General features: G+C 57.5%; 19 protein-coding genes and 1 pseudogene. All 20 read right to left on the bottom strand.

Features of this window, described 5'->3' with window-relative positions; translation table 11 throughout:
• Window positions 1-26 precede the first annotated feature (26 nt).
• A complete protein-coding gene (locus tag BLU01_RS13540; protein WP_231987165.1) occupies window positions 27-473 on the bottom strand; it encodes a DUF3304 domain-containing protein in 447 nt (148 codons plus the stop codon).
• Between the two features lie 95 nt (window positions 474-568).
• Window positions 569-1,123: a DUF3304 domain-containing protein gene (locus BLU01_RS13535; protein WP_092276095.1), complete on the bottom strand. Its 555-nt coding sequence runs from the start codon at window positions 1,121-1,123 to the stop codon at window positions 569-571.
• Window positions 1,108-1,659: a DUF3304 domain-containing protein gene (locus BLU01_RS13530; RefSeq protein ID WP_092276092.1), complete on the bottom strand. Its 552-nt coding sequence runs from the start codon at window positions 1,657-1,659 to the stop codon at window positions 1,108-1,110. The genes BLU01_RS13535 and BLU01_RS13530 overlap by 16 nt, the downstream gene beginning before the upstream one ends.
• Complete coding sequence (locus tag BLU01_RS13525; RefSeq protein WP_092276089.1) at window positions 1,659-2,465, bottom strand: DUF4123 domain-containing protein; 807 nt, start codon at window positions 2,463-2,465, stop codon at window positions 1,659-1,661. Before BLU01_RS13525 ends, BLU01_RS13530 begins: the two co-directional genes overlap by 1 nt.
• 11 nt (window positions 2,466-2,476) lie before the next feature.
• Window positions 2,477-3,813, bottom strand: a pseudogene (gene tssI, locus BLU01_RS13520) (type VI secretion system tip protein TssI/VgrG); the annotation flags it as partial.
• 75 nt (window positions 3,814-3,888) lie between these two features.
• Complete coding sequence (locus tag BLU01_RS13515; RefSeq protein ID WP_092281604.1) at window positions 3,889-4,797, bottom strand: tetratricopeptide repeat protein; 909 nt, start codon at window positions 4,795-4,797, stop codon at window positions 3,889-3,891.
• 100 nt (window positions 4,798-4,897) lie between these two features.
• A complete protein-coding gene (locus tag BLU01_RS27580) occupies window positions 4,898-5,407 on the bottom strand; it encodes a hypothetical protein (RefSeq protein ID WP_157720162.1) in 510 nt (169 codons plus the stop codon).
• Between the two features lie 222 nt (window positions 5,408-5,629).
• Complete coding sequence (locus tag BLU01_RS13510) at window positions 5,630-6,490, bottom strand: hypothetical protein (protein ID WP_231987147.1); 861 nt, start codon at window positions 6,488-6,490, stop codon at window positions 5,630-5,632.
• Window positions 6,491-6,504: 14 nt separating this feature from the next.
• Window positions 6,505-7,512 (bottom strand): DUF2515 family protein, encoded by a 1,008-nt coding sequence (locus BLU01_RS13505; RefSeq protein ID WP_092276083.1) that lies wholly within the window; start codon window positions 7,510-7,512, stop codon window positions 6,505-6,507.
• A complete protein-coding gene (gene tssI, locus BLU01_RS13500; RefSeq protein ID WP_092276080.1) occupies window positions 7,509-9,746 on the bottom strand; it encodes a type VI secretion system Vgr family protein in 2,238 nt (745 codons plus the stop codon). Before tssI (BLU01_RS13500) ends, BLU01_RS13505 begins: the two co-directional genes overlap by 4 nt.
• Before the next feature lie 28 nt (window positions 9,747-9,774).
• Window positions 9,775-10,791, bottom strand: coding sequence for a serine/threonine-protein kinase (locus BLU01_RS13495; RefSeq protein ID WP_167370428.1), 1,017 nt, complete (start codon window positions 10,789-10,791; stop codon window positions 9,775-9,777).
• On the bottom strand, window positions 10,788-11,516 hold the full coding sequence (locus BLU01_RS13490) for a PP2C family protein-serine/threonine phosphatase (RefSeq protein WP_092276077.1): 729 nt from the start codon (window positions 11,514-11,516) through the stop codon (window positions 10,788-10,790). The genes BLU01_RS13495 and BLU01_RS13490 overlap by 4 nt, the downstream gene beginning before the upstream one ends.
• The gene (tssM, locus tag BLU01_RS13485) at window positions 11,516-15,043 is read right to left on the bottom strand and encodes a type VI secretion system membrane subunit TssM (RefSeq protein ID WP_092276074.1); all 3,528 of its coding nucleotides are present in this window, start codon (window positions 15,041-15,043) and stop codon (window positions 11,516-11,518) included. The genes BLU01_RS13490 and tssM overlap by 1 nt, the downstream gene beginning before the upstream one ends.
• A 13-nt stretch (window positions 15,044-15,056) precedes the next feature.
• On the bottom strand, window positions 15,057-15,932 hold the full coding sequence (gene icmH, locus BLU01_RS13480; RefSeq protein ID WP_092276071.1) for a type IVB secretion system protein IcmH/DotU: 876 nt from the start codon (window positions 15,930-15,932) through the stop codon (window positions 15,057-15,059).
• A gap of 5 nt (window positions 15,933-15,937) precedes the next feature.
• The gene (tssK, locus tag BLU01_RS13475; RefSeq protein WP_092276068.1) at window positions 15,938-17,269 is read right to left on the bottom strand and encodes a type VI secretion system baseplate subunit TssK; all 1,332 of its coding nucleotides are present in this window, start codon (window positions 17,267-17,269) and stop codon (window positions 15,938-15,940) included.
• A 2-nt stretch (window positions 17,270-17,271) separates the two neighbouring features.
• Window positions 17,272-17,772, bottom strand: coding sequence for a type VI secretion system lipoprotein TssJ (gene tssJ, locus BLU01_RS13470; protein WP_092276065.1), 501 nt, complete (start codon window positions 17,770-17,772; stop codon window positions 17,272-17,274).
• Window positions 17,773-17,777: 5 nt separating this feature from the next.
• On the bottom strand, window positions 17,778-18,974 hold the full coding sequence (gene tagH, locus BLU01_RS13465) for a type VI secretion system-associated FHA domain protein TagH (protein WP_092276063.1): 1,197 nt from the start codon (window positions 18,972-18,974) through the stop codon (window positions 17,778-17,780).
• A gap of 17 nt (window positions 18,975-18,991) precedes the next feature.
• Window positions 18,992-19,132 carry a type VI secretion protein gene (locus BLU01_RS13460; protein ID WP_092276060.1) on the bottom strand — a complete coding sequence of 47 codons (141 nt, stop codon included), beginning with the start codon at window positions 19,130-19,132 and terminating at the stop codon, window positions 18,992-18,994.
• A gap of 312 nt (window positions 19,133-19,444) precedes the next feature.
• On the bottom strand, window positions 19,445-20,965 hold the full coding sequence (locus BLU01_RS13450) for a sigma-54 interaction domain-containing protein (protein ID WP_092276054.1): 1,521 nt from the start codon (window positions 20,963-20,965) through the stop codon (window positions 19,445-19,447).
• A 10-nt stretch (window positions 20,966-20,975) separates the two neighbouring features.
• Entirely contained in the window at window positions 20,976-23,630 is a 2,655-nt protein-coding gene (gene tssH, locus BLU01_RS13445; RefSeq protein ID WP_092276051.1) for a type VI secretion system ATPase TssH, read from the bottom strand.
• Window positions 23,631-23,634 lie beyond the last annotated feature (4 nt).

Genomic DNA, 23,634 nt, shown 5'->3' with positions numbered 1-23,634 from the left:
GAATAAATATTCTTCTGGGTTTTTCCTCATAAGCTTGTACATACCTTCGGCTCCTCCATGTTCATCGGGTAGTTATAGGGGTAGTCCGGCTCACCAAACTTAATGTTGTCTGCGGAGACACGAACCTGATCACACGGTAAAAAGTGTACTTTCAACGATCCTGCAACATCGTATTTTGGAATTTCAACATTCGCTACATGGTGCGAGTAATTAGCGGCATGTTTTTTTAGCTTCGCACGAAACTCATCAGTTCCAAGAGGTGGCCATTTTTCTGGAAAATTTGATTTAGGGTCTTTCTCCCACTCAACAATCGCCCTCAATCCTGGCTTCCAGACGGGAGGAATCATCCCGCAGCAAACCTCACTGCCTCCACCTATTCTGGGTCCTAGGTTCGGTCCGACTGCGCCATTAACAGTAAACCGATTGATGGCTGCCGATGTGTGGTTATACCCAGTCACCGACGTACTCAACATCCTAGACTTATTGCTGCTACAGGAGCTTAGAACCAGCAGGCATAGAACCAGAAAACCGATGCTACTTATTGATCGCATATGAGCGACCGATCGAATTAAAGTACCGAACATATCGTCGACTCCTTAGGCTGAAAATAAGCCTTGTCGGGATAATCCGGGTGCTTAGGTGTAAAGCAAGTCGTAGAAACCTTCACCTGATCACAAGCAAGAAAGTGAACTTGAAGCGCGCAAAATTCGCTACCGTACTGTGGAATTTCAACAGTCGCCTTGTGATGATAGGCATTGACCGCGTACTTCTTATAGACATCCTTATCAATTTGTCCATATTTATCACGCTTAACAAATTTATCGGGATTAGGATCTTTATCCCACTCAACGACCGCCCTAAGCCCCGAACTCCATTGAGCAGGGAGCATGCTGCAGCAAACTTGACTCCCTCCACCTTGAAATGCCGAAATATTGTGTCCCCCGGCACCATTCACGGTGAACTTGATGATACTGGCCGAAGTATGATTAAACCCTGTTACAGGTGTTGACACCATTTCGGGACGCGTATGGCAACCGCTTAATCCCAACAGACTCAGGCAAAGCAATCCACCATAACTCCGAGATCCGAAGTCCCTAAAAAGCCCAATCAAAGAACCGGACATTTCGTCGACTCCTTTACATGGAAATAAGCCTTGTCGGGATAGTTCGGATGCCCGGGGGTATGACAAGTCGTGGACACTCTTACTTGATCGCAAGGAAAAAAGTGAACTTGCAAAGCGCAAACTTCTTCAGCGTACTTAGGAATTTCTACAGTAGCTGAGTGATGAGAATAGCCAACGGTGTGGCGAATAGCAGCCTCTTTTACAATTTGGCCGTACTGATCACGCTCTAGGGATTCGTATGGCTTTGGGTCTTTGTCCCATTCGATAAACGCTCTAAGTTCAGAGGTCCATTGAACAGGAAGTACGCCGCAGCAAACTTCACCTCCAGCCTGATTGGGTGGAATGCTAGGACCGCCAGCGCCATTGATACTGAACCGTATAATTTCTGCGGAGGTATGGTTATAACCAGTGACCGATGCGGACACCATTTCAGGATGAGCATGGCACCCACTCACCCCCACTAACGCCACCAACACCCACCCACGGACCAACCAAGAAACCATCACTTCCCCTGCAAGCTCAACCAACCCACTCATCAAATCAACTCCCTAACCGGCTCATCAATCACAAACGCCGAGTTCTCCACCAACCATTGATCAATAAACGGCTCCCGCTCTTCCGGCTCTTTCAATCCTTTCTGATTCGCCGCCAATTGGCTGCGGTACAGATGACGAATAAGGCTTTCATTGCGGCTCAGACCGTAGTGCTGCGGGATGGCGCAGTGGTCGATGCGGTAGGCATCGGCTTCGGTCCAAGCGAGCAGGTTGGCCACTTGTGGGTGGTCGAACATGACGGGGGCGCTGGGTGGGACGGTGGCGTGGCGGACGTAGTTGCCCGGCAGGCTTTGTGGGCGTTGGTCGCGGTCGAGCCAGTGCCAGGAAATGACGGCTGCGTGGAAGGCTTTGCTCTGCACAGGCGTGAGGGTTTCGACGACCGGCAGTAACATGCGCGGGTCGTAGTAACGCAGAACGCCCTCCGAGCGGCCTTGGTTCCATTGCGCTTGGAGGAAGCCGCGTAGATGGTTGGCCAGTGCCTCGAAATCCCAAGGGCTGAACAGAGCGACGACGTGTTTGTTGCAGTCGACGGCGCTGATGAAGGTTTTCAGCCAGGGCCGTTGGGAGGTTTCCACGCGCAGCAGTAGCGGGCCAAAGTCGGCGATCGCGACTTCCGGGGTGTTTTCGAACAATTTGGCTAATTTGGGCGTGTTGGCTTGCTCTGCTAATTCTTGCAGCAAGGGATAGTCGAGGCTGGTGGCATCGATCAGCAAGTCGAGGTGCTGGTGTTGCAGTTGTAGAGCGTTGACCCATAACTCGTCGAGCCAGTGCGCGTTAGTTTTATGCATGATGTCGTCCCTTATCGTGCGGCCAAAGCCTGAGCGTTACGTTTGGCCCGTGCCAGGCATTCCTTGCACACTGGCGGTGGCGGCATCGGCGCGGGGGTACTGCCGAGAGCCTGAGGCGGTACTCGCCGGCAATGTCAGAATCCGCAGCCCCCGGCAGCACCGGTGGCTTAATCCCGATCCCCGTGCCCGAGCCCGCCGACCCGCCCGCATTAATCTTGATCACCGGCCCAACCACCGTAATCCCACCGGCATCCAGCTTGATGAAACTCCCCCCGGCCTTAACCGTGAGCTCCATCCCCGCCACAATAACAATCTTGTCCCAAGCCTTCAGATGTATCTCTTTCCCGAAACTCGTCAGTTGCGCAGTCCCCAATTTCACATGCTGGTTCTCCCCAATCGTCAGGTGGTCGTCCATCCGCACTTCACTCTTGCGGTCGGCAATGGTGGTGCGATGTTCCTTAGCCTTCAACTCGGTGTAAGTGTTCTTCTCCACCGTGTCATGCCGCTCATTGCCCACGCGAATCTTCTGATCGTGCTCAACGTTTTCATCCCAATCGCGCTGGGCATGCAGGTAGATCTGTTCCGCGCCTTTCTTGTCTTCAATGCGCAGTTCGTTGTACCCGCCGCCGCCCGGTGAGCTGAGGGTTTTGAACACGGTGCGGGTTTTGTTCGCGGGCAGTTCGTAGGGGACGAGGTTTTCCTTGTGGTACAAGCAACCGGTCACCAGTGGTTGGTCGGGGTCGCCTTCGAGGAAGGTGACGAGCACTTCCATGCCGATGCGCGGGATGGCAATGGCGCCGTAGCGGTCGCCGGCCCAGCTCGATGAAACGCGCATCCAGCAACTGGTTTTGTCATCGGCCTGGCCCTCGCGGTCCCAGTGGAATTGGACTTTGATGCGGCCGTATTGGTCGCAGTGGATTTCTTCACCCTTGGGCCCGGTGACCAGCGCGGTTTGGCTACCGAGCACGCGCGGTTTCGGGTGTTGCAGCGCGGGGCGGTAGAACACCGCCCACGGGGTGGCGAGGAAGCGGTTGCGATAGCCTTGGTGGAAGTCGTCTTTGTTGGCGGTGGTGTCGCTGGTTACCGACTCTTCGAGCACTTGCGGCTGTTTGCCTTCGTGGAAGATTTCGGTGAGCAGCCACAGGTCGTTCCACTCCTGACGCGGGTGGTCGGACAGTTCCAGGAAATGGCCGCTGACCAGTCGGGTCTGGTCGCCGTTACCCTCGGCTTGTTGATAGTCGGCGCGGTGTCTTTCGAGTGCGCGTTGGCTAAGGAATTTGCCGCGCGCGCGGTCGATGAAGCGGCCGGGGTAGTCGTAGTCTTCCAGGTCCGGCTCAGTGCATTCGCCGAAAATTAAATTCCTTCCGATCACATCCACACCTTCAGATATTTCACTAAAATAAATCCAATACTTTTACTCGTATTATTTGCTTCTATTAGTGGCACGCTCAGGAATTTTTTGTTTCTTGCCCGACAGCATCATCAAATCGATGTATTTTTTATAGTTATCTGACGCTCTGTTCTGCTCACCCTTCGACCAATATGCATCCGCAATATTTAAGTAAGCAACCATACGACTGGGACTACTGGAGATAACTTTCTCCAGCAACCAAATTGCATCATCATTAAAGCCTGCCTGCTGCCAGTAGTATGCAATATCATTATACGACTGCTGATCAGACTTAGAATAGCCAAAGGTGCTGACATACGGCGCAACAAACTGCTGCTTAGGGAAATTTTGAAACCTGACCTTTTCCTTATAAAGTCTAGCCGTAGCATTCTTAAACTCAGATAAAGACTCTTCTTTGAATCTGGCAAAGTCTCGCATGACCAGACTTTTTTTAGCTTCGCAATCCGTCGTAGTGCAAACCTCTGCCGCGACCGATTTTTCGACCGAATAGCAATAAGGTTGTGTCGCTCCTTCTGGGCCTGGAATTTTTTTTAGATTAATCAATACCTCTGAGTTTACTTGAGGATTTGTACAATAAGGCACCAATCCAAACAAATCAGGGACGCCGCCTTTATTTTTTTCTATATCAATAGAGCTGACTATTTTACTGGTATAAATAGTCTTCACGGGAGACTTTCCAGCAGTATCGATCAACCAAAATGTATTTTCCTGAGATGTGCAATCACACTCACAACTCAAGACATATGCCCCTGAACGGATATCCCATTTTGTATTTGCAACCTCGCCTGAAGCGCAATAATTATTAGCCACAGCAACAGAACACACGTTACTATCCGGATCACAGATCATATTTTTATTATCTGCCCACACCGAAACCGCGCAAACCAAAAGAAGAAAAGAATAAACAATATTAAATTTCACACACGTCGCTCTCAAAATTCTTTTTACAGTGGGCATACATTACCCTTCATACCCATATCTCAATACGCATCTGCCAGATTCAGAGTCGCGAATAAAATGCTTACTCGGATCCTCCTTCGTATTTCTTAGTTTCCGGATTGAACCTCCAAACATGAGGAGTCATTAATTCCTCTCCACCTTTCTGTTGAATACTTCCATCCGGATTCCGCTTATAGGAATATATTTTTATATTTTTAAATTTGGCGCCACTGCTCTTATCAGAATCCAGAACTTCAACTTTGGCAAAATAGTCACTACCTACCAATTTAAGGTAACCGTGGCATTGAAGTAAAAAGCTAAAAACTCTGTCTCCGCTAGACCCTGCCCCTGTAGATGCCTCATAAATAAAGTCGTCATTACTGTCTCCGCTCAGGTCGCCGGTATAAACAATTCTCCCATGATCTGTAATAAACTCGGTAGAACTTATCGTAGCAAGAACCTTGGTTTTACCATCACCCAACTTCCAGTCTGTTATAAGGCTTTTAGAGTCTGTATCAGCATTGCAAAACTCACCTTCAACTGACCATGCAAGGGTCGAAAACAAGCCAATTAAAACGAAAAGATATTTCATACTTTAAGCATGCATAATGAAAGTATTCCGCCCAGGCCTTGTTGCATCCTGCGGGAAGTTAAACCATAGGTAAGCGCGATGCTGATGAAATACGGGGACAGATTTATTTTTTCCACGAGGTGATCTGCATAAATAAATCTTTTCACTTTTGTTTAAATAATGTGCAAAACCGACGATGCATAGACACCGTCGACCTTACAATTTATTTCTTAGTTACTCGCCTTAGTTCAATGCCTTAACGGCAGGATCTTGATAGCTAGTATCTATCTCAATGCCTGCATCGACTGCCTTTTTTTCACGAGCGTTTCTAATTTTTTGAAATTCCTTGAGACGCGCCGGCAATAGTTCCTTCCAGCGCGCCTTATCTTTAGTCTCGCTAAACGAAGCGACCCAGTACTCACGCTCTGTCGTGAAGTTCAAACTGACCAAGTACGTTCCGCGCTCTTTTGGCCGATCTTCAGAATCATGCCGCCACGCCTGCAACTTCAGGTGATTGCCATCTTTGTAAAAATGCCAATTATAAAAATCGTCTACCTCCAACCATTGCTCAACATCAATTTGATAGTCTGGATCCAACCATGGATGACTTAAAACATAGTCACCTAAAATTTTATTGGGTGTAGCCACTTTGTCATTTTGCGATCCTGAAATCCTAGGATCTGAAGGAGAATAATAATGCTTCCAACCAGCCGCCTTGATTTCCTTCATCAGTTCATACAAAAAAGCCTGATAGGCTTCATGCTTGCTGTTATCAGGCAAACTCTTTATCGACAATTCGATATTTTCTATATCAGGCCCAACATCTTTATCAACTGCAATGGAGACGCTGGCGACTTGATCAAGCTTCAGATCTTTATCTACAACTACTGAAGGAAGAGTTTCGCTATTAAAAGATGCGCTAATCTTGTACCAGCACATATTCACCTGTGCCATACATTCTTCTTCAAACTTCAAAGGGCTATTTGAAATCAGATCTTGGATGTTCTGATGTAGCTGAATTTGAATCAATGATTGATTACCGGTCATCGTTTTACCCCCAATAGTGTCTGAATCGCCGCAAGCAGCCAATAAAAAGAACAGCACAAAAAAACAATATCTCATTGGGTGTTTTTCCAGGTAGAGATGGTTTCGATTTCTTGTTCCATATAGTCCTTCTTGTCGCCCATTAACTTATGGTACTGATCGGCGATTTTTTTAATGAATTCCATTCGATCCGATTCATTGAATAGATCACCCTTTGTCATTTGAACCCTTAACGCCTCAGCCTTTACGTCGCATGCGGAACTGAAAGAAGCTACACGTAGCGGTACCAACGGGGCGCCCTCAAGTGCCGCTTGAGTTGTTAGCACCTTTTTGAACATATAACCTTCGTAAATCAAAGGTTGTAGTATTTTTCGTTGCTCGTGGTCAGCGATTGCAAGAAGCGAGGACATTTGTAAGTCCCTTTTTATGACGGGGTCGGTCACCTCCTCACACTCCTTTATTCGATTGAAGCCTTTTTCCACATAGGGTGTCAGTGCTAAATTCTTTAATACAGGCAACGCTTCACGTGCCCAAGGCAAACTATTTATGTTTACTGCCACTTGTGCTTCAACGCTTTGTGCATTCCTTGTAGGAGAGCACTCAGTGAACTGGCAAGGGTATTTTTTATAAAACCAGTGCCAAACAAATATATCTTGAAACAACCAAAAATTGCCCATCCCCAAACCGTTTTTTCCTATTTTGTAGGGAACTTGAAACGGTAATGGCACCAGAGCGGTCAGATAGGGTTCTGAAGGAATATAGTCCAGACCGCACTTGACCTGCTTACTTGCGAATGCAGCTAAACCCATCCAATAAAAGCGCCCTTTCTTTTCAGGCTTCCCATCTTCACCCAGTTCCAAATAGAATTCGGCATACGCCGCTGCGATGCGCGCGGCACGAGCGCTAAAATCTGAAACCAACTCCATTTTTGCCGTTTTAGAAAAAAGACCTTTCTTAGAGATACTTAGTCGCTGAATAGCTTCCTGCTGCCCCATCGCCCACAATGTCCCGCACTTTAGAGGAATCTCTTTGACTGAGCAGCTTTGGTTATTGGTCTGAAAAGTAGCTACAGGTGCACTCATTTATTTCTGCTCGCTTCGTAATCGTCAGCGTCTAGCGGAACAATCAGCTCGTCCCACATCAGGTGAACTTCTGCAGTTTCTTCCACTTCGGTTTCGATCCGTGGGTGGAGGCCGTCTGCATTACTTTTGGAAATTTTCGGGACAGCGGAAGAGGGAATGATAATGGCTGCTTTTACCGACTTAATTGGTTTACCGGTCCCCGTAACAAAACGAATCTGTTCATCGAATTTTTCACTGTTTGCCGCGCCGGATTTAAGCGTATTCCCTGCCCGCGCCTGATCAGCAATCAACGGCAAGCCTGGTGCCGCAATACCGATCCCTGTCCCGCTCCCTGCCGACCCACCAGCGTTGATTTTGATCACCGGCCCAACCACCGTAATCCCACCGGCATCCAGCTTGATGAAACTCCCCCCGGCCTTAACCGTGAGCTCCATCCCAGCCTCAATAACAATCTTGTCCCCAGCCTTCAGATGTATCTCTTTCCCAACGCTAGTCAGCTGCGCAGTCCCCAACTTCACATGCTGGTTCTGCCCAATCGTCAGGTGATCATCCATCCGCACTTCACTCTTGCGGTCGGCAATGGTGGTGCGATGTTCTTCCGCCTTCAACTCGGTGTAAGTGTTCTTCTCCACCGTGTCGTGACGCTCATTGCCCACGCGAATCTTCTGATCGTGTTCAACGTTTTCATCCCAATCGCGCTGGGCATGCAGGTAGATCTGTTCTGCGCCTTTTTTGTCTTCGATGCGCAGTTCGTTGTACCCGCCGCCGCCCGGTGAGCTGAGGGTTTTGAATACGGTGCGGGTTTTGTTCGCCGGCAGTTCGTAGGGGACGAGGTTTTCCTTGTGGTACAGGCAACCGGTCACCAGCGGCTGGTCGGGGTCGCCTTCGAGGAAGGTGACGAGCACTTCCATGCCGATGCGCGGGATGGCGATGGCGCCGTAGCGGTCGCCGGCCCAGCTTGATGAAACGCGCATCCAGCAACTGGTTTTGTCGTCGGCCTGGCCTTCGCGGTCCCAGTGGAATTGCACTTTGACGCGGCCGTATTGGTCGCAGTGGATTTCTTCGCCCTTGGGCCCGGTGACCAGCGCGGTTTGGCTGCCGAGCACGCGGGGTTTCGGGTGTTGCAGCGCCGGGCGGTAGAACACCGCCCACGGGGTGGCGAGGAAGCGGTTGCGATAGCCTTGGTGGAAGTCGTCTTTGTTGGCGGTGGTGTCGCTGGTTACCGACTCTTCGAGCACTTGCGGCTGTTTGCCTTCGTGGAAGATTTCGGTGAGCAGCCACAGGTCGTTCCACTCCTGACGCGGGTGGTCGGACAGTTCCAGGAAATGGCCGCTGACCAGTCGTGTCTGGTCGCCGTTACCCTCGGCTTGTTGATAGTCGGCGCGGTGTCTTTCGAGGGCACGTTGGCTGAGGAACTTGCCGCGCGCGCGGTCGATGAAGCGGCCCGGGTAGTCGTAGTCTTCCAGGTCCGGCTCGGTACTTTCGCCGTCAGGTTTATAGCCCGCTTCGAGTTGCAGGCGAGGTTTTTCGAAGTCGTAGTCGCGACGCGTGACGCGGCCGGTGCGGGTCTCCAGACGCAGTTTGAAACCTTTGATCACCGGCTCGTCGGCGACCATGCCACTGCCCTGCACATACGCGGTGGGCTGGCCAAGTTTCGGGAACACAGTCTGGTCGTCGCCGAACACTAGCAAATGACCCTCGGGCGTGTGCTGGAAGTGGTAGTGAATGCCTTCTTCTTCACACAGGCGCTGGACGAAGTGCAGGTCGGTTTCGTCGTATTGCACGCAGTAGTCGCGGTCGGGGCAGGTTTCGTTCAACTGGAAGCTGTAGGTGTTGCCCTTGATCCCGTGTTCTTCGAGGATCAGCGCGATGATTTTCGGCGCCGACATCTGCTGATAAATGCGCTGATTGGTGCGGTGATGCAGGTATTGCAGGTGCGGCACCAGGGAGATTTTGTAGCGCGTCAGGCGTTTGCCGGCATCGCCCTGAGCGACGCGATAGATCTGGCCGTGGATGCCTGAGCCCTGCTGATCAAGCGCCAGAAACGCTTGCTTGTGCAGGAGCTTTTCGAGGTCCAGATCAGGGTTTTCGCTGACCAGTTCGAGGTCGAAGCGATACGGCTGGCTGATGCCTTCGGTGCCGCTGAACGACAGCACTTGCAGGTTGCCGATGTTGTCGCTTTCAGCGCCCTCGATGGTCAGGCTGAAATGCGTTTCGTTAGCTGGGTTGAACATTGTGTGCTCCCTGTTCGGATGTCATCCGTTACGCCCGAAGTCGCAGACGTTGCAGCAAAGACGAGGTGACGCCCAGGGCGTCGCGTAATTGAGCGGCGGTGATGGTGCGATCAGCCGCGTTGAAGGTCAGCGCTTTTCGCAGGGCTGGCCAGCAGTGTTTCGGTAGGTTTCGCGGTGCGTGCAGCTCGCGCTCCAGGTGTTCATCGCGGGCCTGGGTCGAGGGCAAGCGGCGGAACGGGTGTTTGCCGCCGGCCAGTTCGTAGAGCACGCAGGCCACGCCGTAGACATCGGCGCTGGCGGTCAGTGGCTGGCCTTCGAGCAATTCCGGCGCAGCGTAGCCGGGGGTCCAAGCGTTGAAACGGTTGCGGCTCAGGTGCGGCAGGCCGGGCAAGATGCCCTCTTCAGCCTGGCCGAGACCGAAGTCGAACAGGCGCACACCTTCTTCGCTGAGCATGACGTTGCTCGGTTTCATGTCACCGTGCAGCACGCCGCGAGCGTGGGCATAGGCCAGCGCGTCGAGCAGCGGCAGCGCGATGTCGCGCAGTTCTTTCCACGGCATGCCCACGGGCCGCTCGCAGAGTAATTTGTCCAGGGTCAGCCCACGCATGAGTTCCATGGTGATGAAGGCGCGCTGGCAGTCGGTGTCGACTTCAAAGGTGTGAAAGCGCAGCACGTGGTCGTGGCGCAAGCGTCGGGTCAGGGCGAACTCGCTGTAAAGCAAGGCACTGGCGTCCGGCGATTCAGCAAATTCTTCGCTGAGGATTTTCAGCGCGATGTAGGGGTCGGGATCGCCGAACTGTTCGCTCAGCAAGTCCCGTGCGCGGTAAACCGCGCCCATGCCACCGGCACCCAGCAGGCGCTCGATGCGGTAACGGCCCGCGAGCACGTCGGGCAGTTGGCCGACGCTGGCCCGTGTCGGCGCCAGCGCAGGTTCAGCCTTGTGCGGCGCTCCTTTCAGAGGCTTGGCGAACGCGAAGTACGTAAGGTTGTTGGCCTCTTCTTCGCTCACCAGCAAGTCGTCGATCGGTGGCATGAGTTCAGTCATTTACGGATCACCACAGCAGTCAGGTTGTCCCGCGCCGAGCCACGCAGGGCGCCATCGAACAGACGCTCCAGCGCAACGTGCGGCGCGGTCAGGCTCAGGGCGTTACCCAAGGCATCGCTGCTGAGCCCTTGGTACAAACCGTCGCTGCACAGCAGAAACGTATCGCCGGGATAAACCTCGAGTTCGAGCACGTCCAGCGTCAGCACCTCGGCCGCCCCGACCGCGCGGGTCAGGGCATGCGCCGAAGGATGCGCCTTGGCTTGCTCGACGCTCATGTTTTGCTCGTCGATCAATTGCTGTTGCAGCGAATGGTCCTTGGACAGCTGATACAAACGCTGGCCACGCCACAGGTAACAACGGCTGTCACCGGCCCAGATGCATGCCGCGCGGCTGCCTTCTACCAGCAGCGCCACCACGGTGCTGCCCATGATGCTGTCGTGGCGCCCGGCCGTGACGGTCAACTCCTGGCCCAAGCGGCGGTTCAACCAGTGCAGGCACTGGCGAATGCCTTTGAGCCGTTCATCGAAGTCGTCCTGCGCCGGCAATTCCGCCAGGCTGGCGACGATCAACTGGCTGGCGATGTCGCCACCCTGATGACCGCCCATGCCATCCGCGACCACCCACAGCCCCTGCTGCGGCGAGTCGAGGAAGGCATCTTCGTTGCGCGCCCGAACCTTGCCGGCGTCGGTACGCGCAGCGCTGCGCCAGGGACTGGCAACCTGCATCAGAGCTGCACCGGCATACGGAAGGTGCGCAGCACGCCCATGTCGAACGGGTTCGGCGTGCGTTGGCTCGACAGCAGGTAGTTGGCGCGCAGGCCACCGACGTCTGCTTTGAGGACCAGCACGTCGCGCCCGGTCAGGTACTCGGTCTGCATCAAATCGAACAGACGGAACAGCGACCATGGGCCGGTGTTCTTCTCAATACCAATCGGGCGGCCGGCCATTTTGTCGAGGACCAGGCTGGTGCGACCGTCTTCAGCATCGGTCGGCCATTTGAAGGCCATCGGCAGGATCGGGCCGTGACGGTATTCCATGGTCTTGTCGCCAAACTTGAACTCGGAACGGCTGACGGCCGGGTCGAGGGTGTACGGCTCCAATTTGAATTGCACTTGCGGCTCGGCCGGGTTCTCGGCGAAGAAGCTCTGGCGAATGGTTTGCGCCGCGGCCATCTGGTCGAGGTAAACCTTGGAGACCGGCAGGCTGTGGCCATCGACGCTGCGCATCCGGTAGTTGCCCGGTTCACCGCTGACGAAGGGGCGCATGTAGCTGTCGAAGAAGCGGTCGACGATGCCCTGAGCCTTGAAGAACTCGCGGAAGTCGTTGATCGCCACGTCGCTGGTGCTGTGGGCGCTGAACGGATAACGCTTGTTGATCGCCTTGCCGTAGAAGCTGTACAGCTCGCTCTGATAACGCTGGTTCAGGTACTGGTAGGAATCGTTGAGCACCAGACGCCAGGTGTCTTCGGCCAATACGTTAAACCAGACGCTGACCGGACGCGGCAGGCGCCCCGAGGCATTACGCAAGTTGCTCAGCGCATCGCGCTGGCCACTCATGCGCGTCTTGGCCATCTCAAACGCAGCTTGCTCCGGCGCACTGGCACGCGCGAGGCTCGACAGTTGCAGTTGCAGGTCATTGAGCGCTTGCAGTGCCGGGGTCAGATCAGCGGCAGGGCCGTTGTTGTCATCGAGCAAACGGTGCAGCGGTTCGAAGCGACGTTGCAGGGATTTCTTCGAGGTGTCCGGCAGGTTTTTGGCCAGGGCATCGGATGCCTTGTCCGCTGCGGACGCTGCGAGTTTGCCCAGTTTGCCGCCCTTCTCACCGAGTTTTTCAGCGGCGTCGGCGGCTTCATCAGCGCTGTCGGCGATTACCGGGAAACGGGTGTTTTCGCGCACTTCGACCAGCAGTTGCAGGATCGGCGAGTTCGACGAGGTCAGGCCCGCCAGTTGCTCGGCGCCCTCTGCCGCGTCGTTGATCGGCGGCAATGCAACCTGGCCAACGGCTTCGCTCCAGAAGTTGGCGTAGTCACGGAAGTACAGTTGCTCCAGTTCGACCATCAAGCGACGCAAGTCCATGCCGCTGATGCCCGAGCCTTCGCCCAGCACCCAGTTGTCGCGCAGGATATCGGTGACCAGCGCAGAACCCTGCACCGAGAAATACTGCTGATAACCCTGTTGGGTGTAGAAGCCCGGAATCACGTAGTCAGTGCCGATAAACAGCGCAGCCTGCGGCCCCATGTGTTGGCTCAGACGGTATTCCGGCAGGTTGCGCGCCTGCTCACGGAGCATGCGGTAAACCACGTTCGCCAACGACTCGCTGCGCAGCACCTGACGTGCCTGCGCGACCAGTTGATCGTTGAGCGGATAGATGAACGGCTGTTTGAGCAAGCGCTCGAAGTGCGTGTTCAAACCGTTCTGCACCGCAGTGTTGCCGGCGTAGCGCAGGGACCAGTCGGTAGCGACCCAATCCTTGAGCCAGCCTGCGTCGCGGCGATCTTTCATGTTCAGCATCAGGTACGCGCGCAGGCTGTTGAGCAGGCGCTCGCGGTCCTGCATGTTGGCGCGGATCTGCCCTTCCAGCAGCGTCGCGACCCGTGGCAACAGTTGCGCTTCGAGCTCACGCTCGTAGGCCGCTTTCACCACCGGGTTGGCCTCTTCGCCCTGATACAAACCGCCGCGCTCGTGGTAACTCACATCGCCCTTGTTGGGGAAAACCTGAGTCGCCGCGTAGCTGCTGTCGAGGGTTTTGAGCACGGCCATGGAGTCATCGCGCGGGCTCAGAGCCGAGCGCGATTGCGTCCAGTTTTGTGCGAGGGTGCGCAGGTTTTCCAGACGCTCGTAGTTGGCCGAAAAACCGCCCGCCCACAGCAGACCGAACAAGCCCAGCGCCGCCAACGCACCGATGTACAACGCACGTTGGCCCCAATGGATGCGGCTGCGTTCGCGTTTGTCCAGACCGGCCAGATCGGCCTCGGGGAAAATCACGCGGCTGAGCAGATGGTGAATGAACCGCGAACGGCCACTGCGCAGGGTCGGCAGTACGCCGGCGTTCATCCCCAGATTGGCGCCGATGCCGGCGGTGGTCTGGTCCATTTCCTCGGTCAGGTGCGGTGCGCTGGTCAGGTAAAAACCGCGCAACTGGCTGACACGCTGGTAGCGGTTGCCGGTGAACGCCATGTCGACGAACAGGCACAGACGCTCGCCGATCTGCCCCAGCTGATGCGGGAAGTCGAGAATGCGGCCACGGCGCTGAGTGTCGCGCTCCTGGTGCATGCGCATGATCACTTGGCTGTTGAGGCGACGCAGCAGCTCTTCGAACTCGGCGCGCAGCACGGCGACGTCGGTGCCGCTTTGTTCTTTGCGGAAACTGGTGCCGAGCACCTGATCGCTTTCTTCGCGGGTCAGTTGATCGAAGAACTCGTCGAAACCGAGCAGCTTGTCAGCCTTGCTCAACACCAGATAAACCGGCACATCGACGTGCAGTTTCTGATGCACGTCTTGCAGGCGGGCACGCACCTGGCGCGCCAGGGTATCGAGGTCTTGTTCGCTGCCGCCCAGCAGGGTTTCCACCGGAATGGTCACCAGCACGCCGTTCAACGGACGGTTGCGGCGACGTTTGCGCAGCAGGTCGAGCAAAGTGCTCCAGGCGCTGCCATCGACTTCGGCATCCGCCTGGGTCAGGTAGCGGCCAGCGGTGTCGATCAGCACACCGTGATCGGCGAAATACCAGTCGCAATGACGGGTGCCGAGGGTGTCGCGGGTCAGCTTGCGATCGATCTTGTTGATCGGAAACTCAAGGCCCGAGAAGTCCAGCAAACTGGTCTTGCCGCTGCTTTGTGGACCGATCAGCAAATACCAAGGCAAATCACTGCGCCAGCGCTCGCTGCGACCGCGATACAGGCTCGAAGTCTTGAGGGTTTTCAGTGCGTCCTTGAAACGCACTTTGAGCTCTTTCTGCTCTTCGTCGATCAGCTCTTCGCGGCGGATACGATCCTGGCCGTCTTCGGTGTCTTCGATGGCTTTCTTGCGCACACCGGCGCGCCAGCTGACGAAGACCATCGTCAGGCCCCAGATCAGGAACAGCACGCTGATGGTCAGCAGACGCGAGGTCGAACCTTCCCAGAACTTGTAGTCATCGACCGCCAGCAGCGGCCCGACGAACCACACCAGCAGCGCGAGGAACAGCACCACCAGCAAGGTCCAGACCCAGGTCTTGCGCAAGAATGCGCCGACTTTCTTGAAAAACTTTTTCATCACACGTCCCTGTTTACGGCTGCGACTGCGGCTGGACCGCGGCCGGATCAAGCTGCTGATAAGGTTGCAGAACGGTTTCGCGTTGCTCGCTCAATACCCAGGCAAAACCCGAATACATCACGGCCAGGCAAACCACGGTGAACAACACCACCATCCACGCCGGCACGATGCGCACCAGGCTGCGGCGCTGATCGTTCAGGCCTTCCCAATGCGGCGACAATTCGCGTGGCACGTCGCCGCGCAGTTGACGAATCTGCCGATACAAGGCGTCGCGGATGCCTTCGAGTTCGAGCATGCCGCGGGCCTGCACCCGGTACTTGCCTTCGAAGCCCAGGGACAGGCACAGGTACATCAATTCCAGCATCGGCAGGTGCTTGACCGGGTTTTTTGACAGGCGATCCAGCAGTTGGAAAAACTTCTCGCCGCCGAAGGTTTCGTTGTGGAAGCTGCTGAGCAGGCTCATCTGCGACCACTCGCTTTCATTGCCCCACGGCGTGGTCACGACGGCTTCGTCGACCACGGTGCAGAGCACGTAACGCGCGGCCATCACCTGGCTGCTCTCGGCGCCGTTGTGCAACGCGCGCACTTCAAACAGTTTCAGCGCCGAAGTCAGTCGCTCGTTGAGCGCGTACATGTCTTCGCGGGTGTCGCTGTGCTTGAGGCGCACCACTTCCGACAACAGATCGGACGCGGCGGCCACCAGCGAATTGAGGCTGATGTTGAACGCTTCGGCCGGGCGCAGGCGCGCGGCGTAAATCATGCGTTCTTCGAGCTGCTCGAAACGCGGTGGCGCAGCGAAGTCAGTCAACGGACTCGAAGCCGGGCCGTGGCCCTGACGGTCGAGCAGGACGGTTTTATCGTCCTGGTTGTGTTCCATGTCCTTAATCATGTCGATCAGTTCCTGATGGCCCAGAATTTCAGTTCAAGCTCGGCAAATTCACCCGACACGTGGAACGCGAAGCCGCCGGAGCGCTCCAGTTGTGCCAGGTCTTCGGAACTGAGTTCGAGAATGAAATAGGTTTTGTTGGAGTGGAACGCGATCTGCCGCGGGGCCACCGGCAACGGTTTGACCTTGATGCCCGGCAGATGCAGGTTGACCAGTTGGCGGATGCGTTCCACCGGGCCGACCTTGAGGTGCGCCGGCAAGCGGTGACGCAGTTCTTCGGAGTCGCAGTTGGCGCTCGCAGCGAGCACGAACGACGCCGAGCCGAGCAGTTTGTGGTCGTGCAACGGCGAGACGATGATGCCGTACTGACGCGCTTGCAGCACCAGTTCGATGGCGTGCTGTTCGAGCACCATCGACAGCACCTGACGAATCGCTTCCATCAGTTTGCGGAAGCTCGCGCCCTGGTCGCTGTGCTGGTAACGGCTGTCCAGACGCGGGCGTTTGCTGTCGCTGGAGAAGGTCGCCAGATCGCCGAGCATGGTCAGCAGCGTGCGGTACAACTCTTCCGGGTGAACCTGTTCCAGGCCAAGGTAATGGCGCAGCAGCAATTCGGTGCGGTTGATCAGTTGCAGCATCATGAAGTCGCCGACTTCCGCGCCACCGACCTTGCCGTTCGAGCGAATCCGGTCAGCGATGGTATCGCCACGATGCCCGAGCATGCTGATGACTTCTTTCAGGCACGACAGCAGGTAGCTGGAGGAATGCGCCTGAATGTAGGTCGGCACGAAGTCCGGGTCGAGGCTGATCACGCCGTCGGGTGTGGTGTCGAGCACTTCACAGATTTTCAGTTTGACGTAGGCCTGATCGCTCTGTTGCTCGCCGAGCAGCAGTTTGAAGTCCGGGCGCCCGCAGCTGACCTGGCTCGAAGAATCGTCACCCGCGTTGGAGTCAGCGACTTCGGCTTCATAAGCGGTGTAGCGCGCCAGCACGTCGGATTGCTCCAGACGACGGGCCTCAATGTGGTTGCCCGTGACCAGCGGCAATGCCAGATAGATCGGCGTGTTGCCGGTGTTCGGCGGCACGTCCAGCGCCAGCGGCTCGGTGTTGCCGCCGAGTTCGAACAGGCTGCCGTCCGGCAGAATCCCCGAGGCCTGGCTGATCACCAGTTTGCCCATGTTGAGGAACTGCAAGTCGATGTCCAGGTTCAGGAAGCCCCAGGTGTAGCTGCCCAGCAACTGCGTGCGGGTCTTCATCTGGTGGTCGTAATAACGATCGTTGTGCTGGAAGTGCTGCGGCCGCAGCAGCATGCCTTCCTGCCAAATGACTTTATGCGAATTCATGATCAGTCAACCGCCTTGGCGAGCGTTTCATTGGTGTTGCGGATGCCGGCCTGGTCGAGGGTCAAGTCTGCCTCGGTGAGTTCCACCGGGGTGACTTGCACGGTGTAGCGCCACTTGGTGTCGGTCAGATCGCGATACGCAGCGAGGATGCCGACGTAGCGGCTGCCCTCCTCCACGCTGAGCTTGAGCTCGACGGTTTCGCCCGGGCGCAATTCCAGCTCTTCGGTGGCGACCATGTCCGGTGCCAGCGATTCCTTGGCGCGTTCGTAGAGGCTGAAGAAGTCAGCGTTTTCGAAGGCCACCGGGTGCTTGAGTTCGAACAGGCGCACGACAATCGGCGACGGCCGACCGTTGAGGTCCGGGTTCAACTGATCACTGGCGGTCAGCTTCAGGTTGACCTTGGTCACGGTCGAATACGGCGACAGCGACGAGCAGCCGGCCAGCAGCACCAGGGCCGCGAATGCCGTCAGCGTCTTGAAAAAAGCGGTCGAGCAGCGAGACATGCGGATCATCCTTGGTGGTCGGTGTGAAGGGTGGAAATCAGGCGAATCTGTTCTTCGTAAGCCTGGGCGAAGTCGCGCGCCAACAGGCGTTCGCTCCAGTCATCGTCCTGGCGCAGGGCCTGGTGATAACGCCCGTAGGCTCTCCAGCGGCTGCCGGAAGTGGCCATCAGCGGCTTGTTGTCGCGCTCGAAACGCAAGGTCAGTTGCTCCGGCGAGAAGTGCTCCAGCGTGCCGCGAACGGCGGCGCGGCTGGCGGTCAGCAGCGCCACTTGGTGTGCTTGCAGGTCGCGGAACGAGCGCGAGATCGCTTGCTCGGCCGGCAACTGGCCCGGCTTGTTCGGCTGCAACAGAATGCCCAGCGCTTCACCGGCATCGACGGCAAATTTCAGCGGATTCTTGTTGTTGCCCTGGACGATGGTCTGCGCCAGACGCAGTTCGTTTTTCAGCTCGCTGCGGGTGCGCAGGCTCTGCTGCAAACCGCCGACGCTTTGCTTGAGCAGGCGCGCAGCGTTCAGTGCCAGGGCTTCGCGGGCGTCGTGGTCGAGGCCTTTGAGGTCGACGCCAAGCGCTGCGCCGAAGTGCTCCCAGAAACCTTCACTCTGACGCTCGACCGGTTTCGGCGCAGGTGCCGGAACAGGTTCGGCCGGGGCTTCGATCAGCTCCGGAACCATCAGGCTTTCCATGTCGATGCGCGCATAGTCGGCGCGCTGTCGGGTGTCTTCGGGCGCCGCGCGTGGCGAGATCAGCTCGTCGATTTCGGAATAGACGCGCTCTTGCTGGTCGAGCGCGTTCAGCGGGTCGAGGTCGAGAAAAGCGTCGTCCGGAATGATGCTGCCCGCCGCTTGCGGGCGGCCGACTTCGACGTCGAACATCGCCGGGTCGCGCACCAGGCGCGCGCGTATCTCAAAGTCGCCCAGCACGTAAACGCTGCCGTGCTCGATCTGCATCGCTTCGCCCTTGCGCAGGCGCGCGCCGCTGCCGCTGTCCTGGATACCGTTGCTGCTGGTATCGGTCAGGTAAAACGTGCCCTCGCGGTAGCTGATCAGCGCGTGGTGGTTGGACAGGTGACGCTTGCGATCCGGAATGATCCAGTCGCAATCGTCGCCCCGGCCAATCACCCCGCCAGCCTGCTTGAAGGTCTTCTGGCACAAATCCGTGGGCACGAACTGCTTGGTGTTCAGCATTTCGAAAACCAGTTCCATGATGATGCTCCTTGCGGTCACTTGCCGCGATTGACCGCCTGCGGATCACCCAATGGGCGATAGGTGTTGTCGTTGAATTTGTAATTGCCGCTACAGCCGCCGAGGCCGCATAGAACGACGAGGGTCAACAGGACGGCTTGCCAGTGACGAACAGGCATCAGAGGGTCTCCAGAGGTAGACAAAGTACAAAGCGCCGACCCGTTTGGGCGGCGCTGTTAGAAGCGAATAAGGTGGGTTTCAAGGCTCTGGTCAGGGACTTTGAGCCGGACGCCTGTGGCGAGGGGGCTTGTCGGAATGCCGCACCACCCCGTTGGGTCGCGACGCGGCCCCAAAACTGGCTGCCGAGCGTCCTCAGGCAAACCGCGTTGACCGGATTGCGACTGCTGCGCAGCCGAACGGGGGCAAGCCCCCTCGCCACAGAGAGCCTGCTCACCACAGGAATCGCGTTCACCTGAAGAATTTGTTTTTGCTTAACCATCGAAATCACCCAAATTGATGTTCAGGCGACCGAGGCGGTACAGCAGCGTGCGGCGTGGCAGGCCGAGTTCGCGTGCGGCGAGGGTCTGGTTGCCGTCGTTTTTGCGCAGGCAATCGAGCAGCAGACTGCGTTCGACCTGCTCCAGACGTTCGCGCAAATTCAGGCCGCTGTTGTCTTCGGGCATGGCTTCCATGCGCAGCGAAAAGTGCTCGGCGAGCAACTCCCCGCCCTCGCACAACAGCACCGCGCGCTCGACCAGACCTTTGAGTTCGCGCACGTTGCCGGGGAAGTTGTAGCCGGAAAGATGATCCAGCGCCGCATCGGACCAGCGCACCGCGTCGCGTTGCAGGAACGAGCAGGCCTTGTCGGCGAAATGCCGGGCCAGATCGAGGATGTCGCCCTCGCGCTGCCGCAATGCCGGCAACTCGATCGGGAATTGCGCGAGGCGGTAATACAAGTCCTCGCGGAACTTGCCTTCGCTGACCAGCACCGACAAATCCCGGTGCGTCGCGGCGATGATGCGCACGTCGATCTTATGCGTGTCGTTGGAGCCCAGCGGCCGAATCTCGCCTTCCTGCAAAACCCGCAACAGCTTGGCTTGCAGCGACAACGGCATGTCGCCGATTTCGTCGAGCAACAAGGTCCCGCCATTGGCCGCATCGAACAGCCCGGCGCGGTCGCGGTCGGCGCCGGTGAAGGCGCCTTTGCGGTAGCCGAACAGTTCGCTCTCCAGCAGGTTTTCCGGGAACGCCGCGCAGTTTTGCACGATGAACGCTTGCGAACGACGCGGCCCGCAATCGTGAATCGCCCGCGCGACGACTTCCTTGCCGGTGCCGGTTTCGCCGCGCAGCAGCACCGTGTACGGGCTGTGCAGGACTTTGCTGATCAGCGAATAAGTCTGGCGCATCGCCGCGCTTTTGCCGATCAAGCCGTAACCGCTGATGCTCGGCACGCTGCGGGTGACCGGCGTCGCCGCACTGGCGGGTTGGCGCAAACGTTGCAGCAATCGCAATTGGCCGAGCACGAACGAACCGAGTTGCCCGAGCGAATCGGCAAAACCCTGCAAGTCGATGTGCCGGCGGCTGGCGCACAGCAGCAAGCCTTCAACGGCCTTCTGCTGATTGACCAGCGGCACGCACAGCAGCGATTGCCACGGCGTCGCCTGACTCGGCAAAAACGTGGTTTCGTGCAGGCTGCCGCTCAATTCGCTGAGGCACACCACGCGGTTCTGGCACAGCGCGAATTGCAGCAGTTGTTCACCGTTGTAATCCGCCGGCAGGCTCGCCGATTCGCGCGGTTGCAGCACGCCGTCGAGGCACTCGGCGTTCATTCCAAGGCACGTGTGCGTGGCGTCCAGCAAGTACAACTGGGTCAGCTCGCAACCGCTGAGTTCGGCCAAACCGCGCACGAAGTCACCCAGCAGCGCAGCACCGTCCGCCGCGCGCGACAGGCTGGCGAACTGCGCCAGCAAGGCCTCGGCGTAGACCAGCGGTTGCGGCACTTGAGTGAACATCACACCCACCTCAGGCGAACTCGCAAATCACGCTGGCGTTGCCGTCGAGCGTCGCGTGCACGCGCTTGAGGCTTTCGCCGGTGGCCATCGCATCGAGCAAGCGATCGGCCACCAGCGGCAGCACGTGCAAGTCGAGCAAATGGTCGATCAGACGCGCGCCGCTGTCGCTTTGGGTGCAACGCTCGGCGAGGTGATCGACGAGGTTCTGGCACCAGCTGAATGCCAGTTGACGGCGGTTCAGGCGCTCGCCCAGACGACCGAGTTTGATCTCGATCAGCTCGCGCAGTACCGGGCCACCGACCGGGAAATACGGGATCACGCGCATCCGCGCCAGCAGCGCCGGTTTGAAGTGTTTGCTGAGCACCGGGCGGATGGTTTCTTCGAGCACTTCGGCGCTTGGCCGCTCGCCGTTTTCGCAGAGCTCGCTGATCAGGTCGCTGCCCAGGTTCGAGGTCATCAGGATCAACGTGTTGCGGAAGTCGATCTCGCGCCCTTCGCCGTCGTTGGCCACGCCTTTGTCGAAGATCTGGTAGAACAGGTTGAGCACGTCCGGGTCGGCTTTTTCGACTTCATCGAGCAACACCACCGAGTACGGTTTCTGCCGCACGGCTTCGGTGAGCATGCCGCCCTCGCCGTAACCGACGTAGCCCGGCGGCGCACCGATCAGGCGCGAGACGGTGTGTTTCTCCTGGAATTCGGACATGTTGATGGTGGTGATGAAACGATCACCGCCGTACAGCAGGTCAGCGAGGGCCAGCGCGGTTTCGGTCTTGCCGACGCCGCTCGGGCCGACCAGCAGGAACACGCCAACCGGCGCATCAGGCTTGTTCAGGCCGGCAGCGGTGGCGCGCATCGAGCGGTCCAGCGCGTGCACGGCTTGTTCCTGACCACGAATGCGCACGCGCAAATCGGTGGCGAAACTGGCGACTTTGGCGTTGTGCTCGCGGGCCAATTGCGCCAACGGCACGCCGGTCCAGGCGCTGATCACTTCGGCGACCAGACGCGGGCACACTTCGAAGCTGACCAGACGGTCCTTGAGCTGCAAGTCGGTCAGGGTTTTGTGCGTTTGGTTGAGCGCGGCTTCCAGCGACGCGACGCTTTGCGCTTCGTCGACCGGCACTTCGAGGGTTTCGATGACCGTGCCTTCGGCGTCTTCTTCAACCGTGACCGTCGGCTCGACGGCCGCAGCTTCACGCGCCTTGGCCAGTTGCTGGCGCAGGTCGAGCAGGCGCTCGGCGAGTTCTTTCTGTTCGGTCCACAGCGCTTGCAGCGCAACACTTTCGTCTTCGGCGGCGGCCAGGCGATCTTCCAGAATGTCGAGCGCTTCGTGATCGATCAGCAAACCGGCTTCAGCATCACGGCGCAGGGCCTGACGCTGACGACCACCTTCAGCCAGTTCGCCGCGCAGGCGTTCGAGGCTTTCCGGGGCAGCGGCGAGGCTGATGCGCACGCGCGCGCACGCAGTGTCGAGGACATCGACGGCTTTGTCCGGCAGTTGCCGACCGGCGAGGTAGCGCGCGGACAGTTCGGCGGCGGCGACCACTGCGTCATCACGCAGGTAGATGCCGTGGCTCTTTTCGTAGACCTGGGCCAAGCCGCGAAGGATCGTCACCGCTTCGCTGACGGTCGGTTCGTGCAACTGCACCGGTTGGAAACGCCGGGCCAGCGCCGGGTCTTTTTCGAAGTATTTTTTGTACTCCGCCCAAGTGGTGGCGGCGATGGTGCGCAACTCGCCACGTGCCAGGGCGGGCTTGAGCAGGTTGGCCGCGTCGGAACCGCCAGCATTGCCGCCCGCGCCGATCAGCGTGTGCGCTTCGTCGATGAAGATGATGATCGGTTTCGGCGAGGCTTTGACTTCGTCGATCACACCTTTGAGGCGACGTTCGAATTCACCTTTGACGCTGGCGCCGGCCTGCAACAGGCCCATGTCCAGCGACAGCAGTTCGACGCCTTTCAACACCTGCGGCACTTCACCGGCGGCGATGCGCGAGGCCAAACCTTCGACGATCGCGGTTTTACCGACGCCGGCTTCACCGACCACGATCGGGTTGTTTTTGCGCCGACGGGCGAGGATATCGATCATCTGCCGAATCGCGCCATCGCGGCACAGCACCGGATCGAGTTTGCCGTCGCGGGCCTGCTGGGTCAGGTTGTGAGTGAAGCGCTCGAGCAACGATTCGCCCGGTACCGCCGGTTTGCCGTTGGCCGGTTGTTCTTTCTGCGACAGCGCAAATTCTTTCAGGCGCTCGATGTTCAGTTTCGCCAGCAATGCCTGGTAGCGGCTGCCGGCGTAACGCATCGGGTTGCGCAGCAGTGCGAGGATCAGCGCGGCTTGTTCGACCTGGGTCTGGCCCAGTTCAAGGTTGGCCACCAGCAAGGCGTCTTGCAGCCATTGCACCAGTTCCGGGGCGAACACCGGGTTGCGCGAAGCGCTGTGCTCGACCCGCGATTGCAGGGCGGCGCTGAGTTCGCCGGCGTCCACTTCGGCATCTTGCAACGCGCGTGCGAGCAAGCCTTGCGGGCGCTCCAGCAGGCCCAGCAGCAAGTCTTCGACGAGGATTTTGCTGCCGCCACGGGCGACGCAGCGTTCGGCCGAGCTTTCCAGGTCACGACGGGTTTCGGCGTCCAGCGCCTGAATCAGTTGTTGCAGGTCTACGTTGCTCATTGGT

The sequence above is a fragment of the Pseudomonas prosekii genome, from assembly GCF_900105155.1.
GTDB classification, from domain to species: domain Bacteria; phylum Pseudomonadota; class Gammaproteobacteria; order Pseudomonadales; family Pseudomonadaceae; genus Aquipseudomonas; species Aquipseudomonas prosekii.
This window is presented reverse-complemented; position numbering and strand designations above follow the sequence as displayed.

What these genes read in the sequence shown, in the direction of transcription:
- BLU01_RS13540 (WP_231987165.1), bottom strand. Translation starts at nt 473, where the DNA reads ATGTTGAGTACGTCGGTGACTGGGTATAACCACACATCGGCAGCCATC.
- BLU01_RS13535 (WP_092276095.1), bottom strand. Translation starts at nt 1,123, where the DNA reads ATGTCCGGTTCTTTGATTGGGCTTTTTAGGGACTTCGGATCTCGGAGT.
- BLU01_RS13530 (WP_092276092.1), bottom strand. Translation starts at nt 1,659, where the DNA reads ATGAGTGGGTTGGTTGAGCTTGCAGGGGAAGTGATGGTTTCTTGGTTG.
- BLU01_RS13525 (WP_092276089.1), bottom strand. Translation starts at nt 2,465, where the DNA reads ATGCATAAAACTAACGCGCACTGGCTCGACGAGTTATGGGTCAACGCT.
- BLU01_RS27580 (WP_157720162.1), bottom strand. Translation starts at nt 5,407, where the DNA reads ATGAAATATCTTTTCGTTTTAATTGGCTTGTTTTCGACCCTTGCATGG.
- BLU01_RS13505 (WP_092276083.1), bottom strand. Translation starts at nt 7,512, where the DNA reads ATGAGTGCACCTGTAGCTACTTTTCAGACCAATAACCAAAGCTGCTCA.
- tssI (WP_092276080.1), bottom strand. Translation starts at nt 9,746, where the DNA reads ATGTTCAACCCAGCTAACGAAACGCATTTCAGCCTGACCATCGAGGGC.
- BLU01_RS13495 (WP_167370428.1), bottom strand. Translation starts at nt 10,791, where the DNA reads ATGACTGAACTCATGCCACCGATCGACGACTTGCTGGTGAGCGAAGAA.
- BLU01_RS13490 (WP_092276077.1), bottom strand. Translation starts at nt 11,516, where the DNA reads ATGCAGGTTGCCAGTCCCTGGCGCAGCGCTGCGCGTACCGACGCCGGC.
- tssM (WP_092276074.1), bottom strand. Translation starts at nt 15,043, where the DNA reads ATGAAAAAGTTTTTCAAGAAAGTCGGCGCATTCTTGCGCAAGACCTGG.
- icmH (WP_092276071.1), bottom strand. Translation starts at nt 15,932, where the DNA reads ATGATTAAGGACATGGAACACAACCAGGACGATAAAACCGTCCTGCTC.
- tssK (WP_092276068.1), bottom strand. Translation starts at nt 17,269, where the DNA reads ATGAATTCGCATAAAGTCATTTGGCAGGAAGGCATGCTGCTGCGGCCG.
- tssJ (WP_092276065.1), bottom strand. Translation starts at nt 17,772, where the DNA reads ATGTCTCGCTGCTCGACCGCTTTTTTCAAGACGCTGACGGCATTCGCG.
- tagH (WP_092276063.1), bottom strand. Translation starts at nt 18,974, where the DNA reads ATGGAACTGGTTTTCGAAATGCTGAACACCAAGCAGTTCGTGCCCACG.
- BLU01_RS13460 (WP_092276060.1), bottom strand. Translation starts at nt 19,132, where the DNA reads ATGCCTGTTCGTCACTGGCAAGCCGTCCTGTTGACCCTCGTCGTTCTA.
- BLU01_RS13450 (WP_092276054.1), bottom strand. Translation starts at nt 20,965, where the DNA reads ATGTTCACTCAAGTGCCGCAACCGCTGGTCTACGCCGAGGCCTTGCTG.
- tssH (WP_092276051.1), bottom strand. Translation starts at nt 23,630, where the DNA reads ATGAGCAACGTAGACCTGCAACAACTGATTCAGGCGCTGGACGCCGAA.